Source organism: Pseudomonas edaphica, from assembly GCF_005863185.1.
Taxonomy (GTDB): domain Bacteria; phylum Pseudomonadota; class Gammaproteobacteria; order Pseudomonadales; family Pseudomonadaceae; genus Aquipseudomonas; species Aquipseudomonas edaphica.
In genome coordinates this window covers 1-7,103 of the sequence record NZ_VBVZ01000319.1, presented here as the reverse complement: position 1 = coordinate 7,103, position 7,103 = coordinate 1, and the positions used below count along the sequence as shown (strand labels likewise).

The following is a 7,103-nucleotide window of genomic DNA, read 5'->3' as shown; positions in this document are numbered from 1 at the left end:
GGTTTCTCAGTCGAACCCTTCGGCGACTGCCACACCGCCATCGCAGGCAAGCCAGCTCCCACAGGGATCTAAGTAAGGCTCAGGACTGGTATTGGCTGAGCAACCGCTCCATGCGCGCATCCATCCGCCGTTTGATCTCGGCTTCAATATGCGGGGCAAAGTCGTCGATCACATCCTGCATGATCAGTTGCGCGGCGGCACGCAGTTCATTGTCCAGGTGCAGCAGCAACGCGTCGGGCGCTTTTTCTGCGGCAGGTGCCGGTTCTGCAGTGGGGGCTGGTGTGACAGGTTCAGGTGCGGCAGGTTTGCCACCGACCATGTCGAACAACAGCGGAATCTGTACCTCGCCCTCGACCGATTCGGTCAGCAGCGGCGGTTGCAACTCATCATCACCGAGCAATTGACGGATCGACTCCAGGTCGTCCAGCAAGTGGTCGTCTTTTTTCAGCGGGTTTGGAGTGTCCATCGTGTGCTCAAAGTCGTTGTAGCCGGTGATCTTGCAGAGGATAGCCCTGTTCGCGGTAGAAACGGAAACTCTCCCGCGCGGCCTGACGAATAGCCGGGTCTTCGACCACCACTTCCGCCACGCGGGCAAAAGCCTTGGCAAAGGCCGGTACTTTCAGGTCGAGGTTCACCAGCAGGTCTTGGTGATCGCCGCAGTTGTCGCCCAAACCCAGCACAATCAGGCCTTCGGGTTCGGACTCGGCGGGGCCGTGGGGCACGAAGCTTTCGCCCTTGAAGCGCCACAGGCGGGCGTCAAGGTCTTCACGCTGAGCGGCATCGCTGCAATGCAGGTAGATGCGGTGGCCCATGCGCCAGGCTTTTTCGGTAAGTTTGCAGGCAAAGTCCAGGCGCGCAGAGGGATCGGCGCTGGGCAATATATAGAAGTCGACTTGGGTCATTGCGGTTCCTGAGACCGGGGCGCCGTGAAGGCCGCCCCGGAATCTTCAGTTTCAGGCTTTGGCGCGATCCAGCAGGTACTGGGTCAACAGAGGAACCGGACGGCCACTGGCGCCCTTGTCCTTGCCGCCGCTGGTCCAGGCCGTGCCGGCGATGTCCAGGTGCGCCCAGTTGAAGTTCTTGGCGAAGCGCGACAGGAAGCAGGCGGCGGTGATGGTGCCGGCTTTTGGGCCGCCGATGTTGGCGATATCGGCGAACGGGCTGTCCAGTTGTTCCTGGTACTCGTCGAACAGCGGCAGTTGCCAGGCGCGGTCGTCGGCAGCCTTGCCGGCGCTGAGCAGTTGCTCGATCAACTCGTCGTTGTTACCCAGCAGGCCCGAGGTGTGAGCGCCCAGGGCGACCACGCAGGCACCGGTCAGGGTGGCAATGTCGATCACGGCCTGTGGCTTGAAGCGTTCGGCGTAGGTGAGGGCGTCGCACAGCACCAGGCGGCCTTCGGCGTCGGTGTTGAGGATCTCGACAGTCTGGCCGCTCATGGTCGTGACGATGTCACCCGGGCGTGCAGCACCACCGCTCGGCATGTTCTCGGCGCAGGCCAGGATGCACACCAGGTTGATCGGCAGCTTGAGTTCCAGCACGGCACGCAGGGTGCCGAACACGCTGGCGGCACCGCCCATGTCGTATTTCATTTCGTCCATGCCGGCGCCCGGCTTGAGGCTGATGCCGCCGGTGTCGAAAGTGATGCCTTTGCCGACCAGCGCGTAAGGCTTCTCGGACTTCTTGCCGCCGTTGTATTGCATCACGATCAGGCGTGGCGGCTGGTCGCTGCCCTGGCCCACGGCATAGAACGAGCCCATGCCCAGTTCCTTGATCTTCTTCTCGTCCAGCACTTCAACCTTCAGGCCCTTGAACTCCTTGCCCAGCGCCTTGGCTTGTTCGCCGAGGTAGGTTGGGTGGCAGATGTTCGGCGGCAGGTTGCCCAGGTCACGGGTAAACGACATGCCGTTGGCGATGGCGGTGGCGTGGGTGACGGCGCGCTCGACTTCAGCCTGGGCGGCCTTGATGGTCAGCAGGGTGATTTTCTTGATGGCGCGCGGTTCGGCCTTCTGGCTCTTGAACTGGTCGAAGACGTAACCGCCGTCCACCAGGCTTTCGGCCAGCAGGCGGGTCTTGCCGTAGCTGTCGCGGCCTTTTACTACGATTTCATCGAGGGCCAGCGCCGCATCGGTGCCGCCCAGGCCTTTAAGAGTGGTGAGGATACCGCTGATGATCTTGCGGAACGGGCGGTCGCCCAGTTCGGCGTCCTTGCCCACGCCCACCAGCAATACACGGTCGGCTTTGAGGTTGGGCAGGCTTTGCAGCAGCAGGCTTTGGCCGACTTTGCCGGCCAGGTCGCCGCGCTTGAGGACCGCGCTGATGGCGCCGCCGCTCAGTTCGTCCAGTTGCTTGGCGGCGGCGCCGAGCTTGCGCCCTTCGCCGACGGCGACCACGAGGGTGGCGGTTTTCAACGTTTCGGGGCTAACGCTTTTTACAACCAATTCCATTTTCGGGTCCCTTATTTAAGGTCTGTGAGCCTGGCGTCTGTACGCAGGCTTTGATGCTTGGCAGCTTTGTAAACCGCCCGCGACAAAGGCCGCAGTTTGAACCTCGCCAGAGCAGCCTGACAACCCTTGCAGCACGCTTTGTGCGTGCGTATGAGCAAGCACCGTGACAGGCGCGGTCAATCACAGGATAATGCGCAATCTTTTTAGCCGGCCCGTGCATGTGGGTCGACTCGGTATGCTTGCTTGTTTGGCCGCCTTAGCCTGACAACCCTGGAGTGTCTGGTTTGATCGTCTTCCGTTATCTGTCCCGCGAAGTCCTGTTGACCCTGAGTGCCGTGAGTGCGGTATTGCTGGTCATCACCATGAGTGGTCGTTTCGTCAAATTCCTCGCCCAGGCGGCCTCGGGCGCCCTGGATCCGGGCTCGTTGTTCCTGATCATGGGCTTTCGCCTGCCGGGTTTTTTGCAGCTGATCCTGCCGCTTGGCCTGTTTCTCGGCATCCTGCTGGCCTATGGCCGGCTTTACCTTGAAAGTGAAATGACCGTGCTTTCGGCCACCGGCATGAGCCAGCAGCGTCTGCTGGCCATGACCATGGTGCCGGCCACCGGCGTTGCGCTGGTGGTGGCCTGGTTGAGCATGAGCCTGGCGCCCCAGGGCGCCATGCAGTTCCAGTTGCTGCTGAACAAGCAGGACGCGATGACCGAGTTCGATACCCTGGAGCCCGGGCGCTTCCAGGCGCTCAACGACGGCACGCGGGTCACCTATACCGAAACCATGACCGACGACCGCTCTAACCTTGGCGGTGTGTTCATCTCGCAGAAAAACCTCGGCCTGAACCAGAAGGACCGCGGTATTTCGATTCTGGTAGCCAACAGCGGGCGCCAGGAAATACGCCCTGACGGTAACCGCTACCTGATCCTGGAAAATGGCTACCGCTACGACGGCAGCCCTGGGCTGGCGGAATACCGGGCGGTCAAATACGACACTTATGGCGTAATGCTGGCCAAGCCTGACATCAGTGAAGAGGTCACCGACCGCGATGCACTGCCGACGCTATCGCTGATCGGTAATCCCGAGCTGCGCTCCGTTGCCGAGCTGCAATGGCGACTCTCCCTGCCGCTGCTGGTGTTCATCGTGACGTTGATGGCGGTGCCGCTGTCGCGCGTCAACCCGCGCCAGGGCCGCTTCCTCAAGCTGTTGCCGGCGATCCTTTTGTACATGGCTTACCTGACCATCCTGATTTCCGCCCGTGGCTCCCTGGAGAAGGGCAAGCTGTCGCCAACCCTGGGCCTGTGGTGGGTGCACGGGATCTTCCTGGTGATCGGCCTGGGGCTGCTCTACTGGGAACCTATCCGTTTGAAAATGAAGAGCCGTCGTGGCCTGAAGGAGTTGGCTCGTGGCTAAGCTCGACCGCTACATTGGTAGCAGCGTACTGATCGCCATCCTGGCGGTATTGGGCATCATCCTTGGGCTGGCGTGCCTGTTTGCCTTTATTGATGAAGTGGGCAACGTCACCGACACCTATACCGTCACCCACGTATTGAGCTACGTGGCGCTGACCGCACCGCGTCGCCTCTACGACATGATGCCGATGGCGGCGCTGATCGGCTGCCTGATCGGCCTGGGCAGCCTGGCCAGCAGCAGCGAATTGACCATTATGCGAGCGGCGGGCGTTTCCATCGGCCGCATCGTCTGGGCCGTCATGAAACCCATGCTGTTGCTGATGGCGTGCAGTGTGCTGATCGGCGAGTACGTAGCACCACCGACCGAAGCCACGGCCCAGGCCAATCGTGCCCTGGCCCAGGGTTCGGGGGATGCGCAGAGCGCCAAGCACGGCCTGTGGCACCGCCAGGGTGATGAGTTTATTCACATCAACGCCGTGCAACCGGGCGGTTTGCTGGTGGGTGTGACGCGTTATACGTTCGACAAAGAGCGGCATATGCTGACCTCCAGTTTCTCCAAGCGTGCGCAGTACGACGAGGGGAAATGGGAGCTGTACGATGTCACCACGACGTATTTCCGTAATGTGGGGCAGGGCATCAAGGCCTACACCGAAGTGATCAATGTGCCGTCTGAACAGTGGGACATTGCCCTGAAGCCGGAACTTCTCAATACCGTGGTCATGATCCCGGAAAGCCTGCCGATCTCCGGTTTGTGGAGTTACATCCACTACCTCAAGGATCAGGGCCTGAACAATGGCCGTTACTGGTTGGCATTTTGGGTCAAGGTGTTGCAGCCGCTGGTCACCGCCGCGTTGGTGCTGATGGCTATTTCGTTCATCTTCGGCCCGCTGCGTTCGGTAACGCTTGGCCAGCGTGTGTTTACCGGCGTGCTGGTGGGCTTTACCTTCCGCATCGCCCAGGACCTGCTTGGCCCATCGAGCCTGGTATTCGGTTTCTCGCCGCTGTTTGCGGTGCTGGTACCGACGGCGGTCTGCGCCGTGGCCGGGTTCTGGCTGTTGCGCCGGGCCGGTTGATACCGCGCTTATGCACAAAAAATGCCCCGCTCATATGACCGGGGCATTTTTGTTCTGGTCAGCAAAGATGACGCCCGGCCCGAGCATCAGGTACAATTCCCGGCTATTTTTCAGCGGGCAATCTGCCTGCAGCCTTTTTGAGTGTTGATCCGTGAGTGATTTGAGTCATATCCGCAATTTCTCCATCATCGCCCACATTGACCATGGTAAGTCGACGCTGGCCGATCGATTCATCCAGATGTGCGGCGGCCTTGCCGAGCGTGAAATGGAAGCCCAGGTCCTGGACTCCATGGACCTCGAGCGCGAGCGCGGCATCACCATCAAGGCCCACAGCGTTACCCTGTACTACACCGCAAAAGACGGTATCAAGTACCAGCTGAACTTCATTGACACCCCTGGCCACGTTGACTTCACCTACGAAGTCAGCCGTTCGCTGGCCGCCTGTGAAGGTGCCTTGCTGGTGGTCGATGCCGGCCAGGGTGTTGAAGCCCAGTCCGTGGCCAACTGCTACACCGCGATCGAGCAGGGCCTTGAGGTCATGCCGGTACTGAACAAGATCGACCTGCCCCAGGCCGATCCTGACCGCGTTAAAGAAGAAATCGAAAAAATCATCGGCATTGACGCCACCGACGCCGTCGAGTGCAGCGCCAAGACCGGCCTGGGCGTTGACGAAGTGCTCGAGCGCCTGGTCAAGACCATTCCTGCGCCTACCGGCAACTACGAAGATCCGCTGCAAGCGTTGATCATCGACTCCTGGTTCGACAACTACCTGGGCGTTGTTTCCCTGGTACGCGTGCGCCACGGCCGTGTGAAGAAGGGCGACAAGATCCTGGTCAAATCCACCGGCAAGATCCACCTGGTGGACAGCGTCGGTGTATTCAACCCGAAACACACCGCCACCACCGACCTCAAAGCCGGTGAAGTGGGCTTCATCATCGCCGGTATCAAGGACATTCACGGTGCGCCAGTGGGTGACACCCTGACCTTGAGCTCCACCCCTGACGTCGACGTGCTGCCGGGCTTCAAACGCATCCAGCCGCAGGTTTACGCCGGCCTGTTCCCGGTCAGCTCCGACGACTTCGAAGACTTCCGCGAAGCGCTGCAGAAGCTGACCCTCAACGACTCGTCGTTGCAGTACACCCCGGAAAGCTCCGACGCCCTGGGCTTCGGCTTCCGCTGCGGGTTCCTGGGCATGCTGCACATGGAGATCATCCAGGAGCGCCTCGAGCGCGAATACGACCTGGACCTGATCACCACGGCGCCGACGGTTATTTTTGAGCTGGCGCTGAAAACCGGTGAAACGATTTACGTCGACAACCCGTCCAAGCTTCCGGATCTGTCCTCCATCGAAGACATGCGCGAGCCGATCGTGCGGGCCAATATCCTGGTTCCGCAAGAGCACTTGGGCAACGTTATTACCCTGTGTATCGAAAAACGTGGCGTGCAGCACGACATGTTGTTCCTCGGTACCCAGGTGCAAGTGACCTACGATTTGCCGATGAACGAAGTGGTTCTGGACTTCTTCGACCGTCTCAAATCCACCAGTCGCGGCTATGCTTCGCTGGATTACCATTTCGACCGTTACCAATCGGCTAATCTGGTGAAACTGGATGTGCTGATCAACGGCGACAAGGTGGATGCACTGGCGCTGATCGTGCACAAGGACAACGCGCACTACAAAGGTCGCCAGTTGACCGAAAAAATGAAAGAACTGATTCCGCGCCAGATGTTCGATGTCGCGATCCAGGCCGCCATTGGCGGGCAGATCATTGCACGGACCTCCGTCAAGGCACTCAGAAAGAACGTACTGGCCAAATGCTACGGCGGTGACGTAAGCCGTAAGCGCAAGCTGCTTGAGAAGCAAAAGGCCGGTAAGAAACGCATGAAGCAAGTGGGCAACGTGGAAATTCCACAAGAAGCCTTCCTTGCAGTGCTCAGGTTGGATAGTTAGGTCCTATGTCACTAAATTTCCCGCTGTTGCTGGTCATCGCCGTTGCCGTTTGCGGTCTCCTGGCGTTGCTCGATCTGGTGTTCTTCGCCCCGCGTCGGCGGGCGGCGATCGCCTCGTATCAGGGCAGCGTCAGCCAGCCCGATGCGGTGGCAATCGAGAAACTGAACAAAGAGCCTTTGCTGGTTGAATACGGCAAGTCGTTCTTCCCGGTGTTGTTCATCGTGCTGGTGCTG

6 protein-coding genes and 1 pseudogene are annotated in these 7,103 nt (G+C 60.0%); 4 read left to right on the top strand and 3 right to left on the bottom strand.

The window, feature by feature from the left end:
- Positions 1-79: 79 nt before the first annotated feature.
- The 3 genes from FEM54_RS19970 to FEM54_RS19960 are packed head-to-tail and all read right to left on the bottom strand — an operon-like array spanning position 80 to position 2,444.
- A complete protein-coding gene (locus FEM54_RS19970) occupies positions 80-466 on the bottom strand; it encodes a hypothetical protein (protein WP_017136289.1) in 387 nt (128 codons plus the stop codon).
- Between the two features lie 7 nt (positions 467-473).
- Positions 474-902: a DNA polymerase III subunit chi gene (locus FEM54_RS19965; protein ID WP_017136290.1), complete on the bottom strand. Its 429-nt coding sequence runs from the start codon at positions 900-902 to the stop codon at positions 474-476.
- Between the two features lie 51 nt (positions 903-953).
- Complete coding sequence (locus FEM54_RS19960) at positions 954-2,444, bottom strand: leucyl aminopeptidase (protein WP_017136291.1); 1,491 nt, start codon at positions 2,442-2,444, stop codon at positions 954-956.
- A 284-nt stretch (positions 2,445-2,728) separates the two neighbouring features.
- Here FEM54_RS19960 and lptF point away from each other — a divergent pair, with 284 nt between their 5' ends.
- From lptF to FEM54_RS19940, 4 genes and pseudogenes are all read left to right on the top strand, one after another.
- Positions 2,729-3,847 carry an LPS export ABC transporter permease LptF gene (lptF, locus tag FEM54_RS19955; RefSeq protein WP_017136292.1) on the top strand — a complete coding sequence of 373 codons (1,119 nt, stop codon included), beginning with the start codon at positions 2,729-2,731 and terminating at the stop codon, positions 3,845-3,847.
- Complete coding sequence (gene lptG, locus FEM54_RS19950; RefSeq protein ID WP_017136293.1) at positions 3,840-4,919, top strand: LPS export ABC transporter permease LptG; 1,080 nt, start codon at positions 3,840-3,842, stop codon at positions 4,917-4,919. The genes lptF and lptG overlap by 8 nt, the downstream gene beginning before the upstream one ends.
- Before the next feature lie 151 nt (positions 4,920-5,070).
- Positions 5,071-6,870 (top strand): translation elongation factor 4, encoded by a 1,800-nt coding sequence (gene lepA / locus FEM54_RS19945; RefSeq protein WP_003210439.1) that lies wholly within the window; start codon positions 5,071-5,073, stop codon positions 6,868-6,870.
- Between the two features lie 5 nt (positions 6,871-6,875).
- Positions 6,876-7,103, top strand: a pseudogene (locus FEM54_RS19940) (signal peptidase I); the annotation flags it as partial.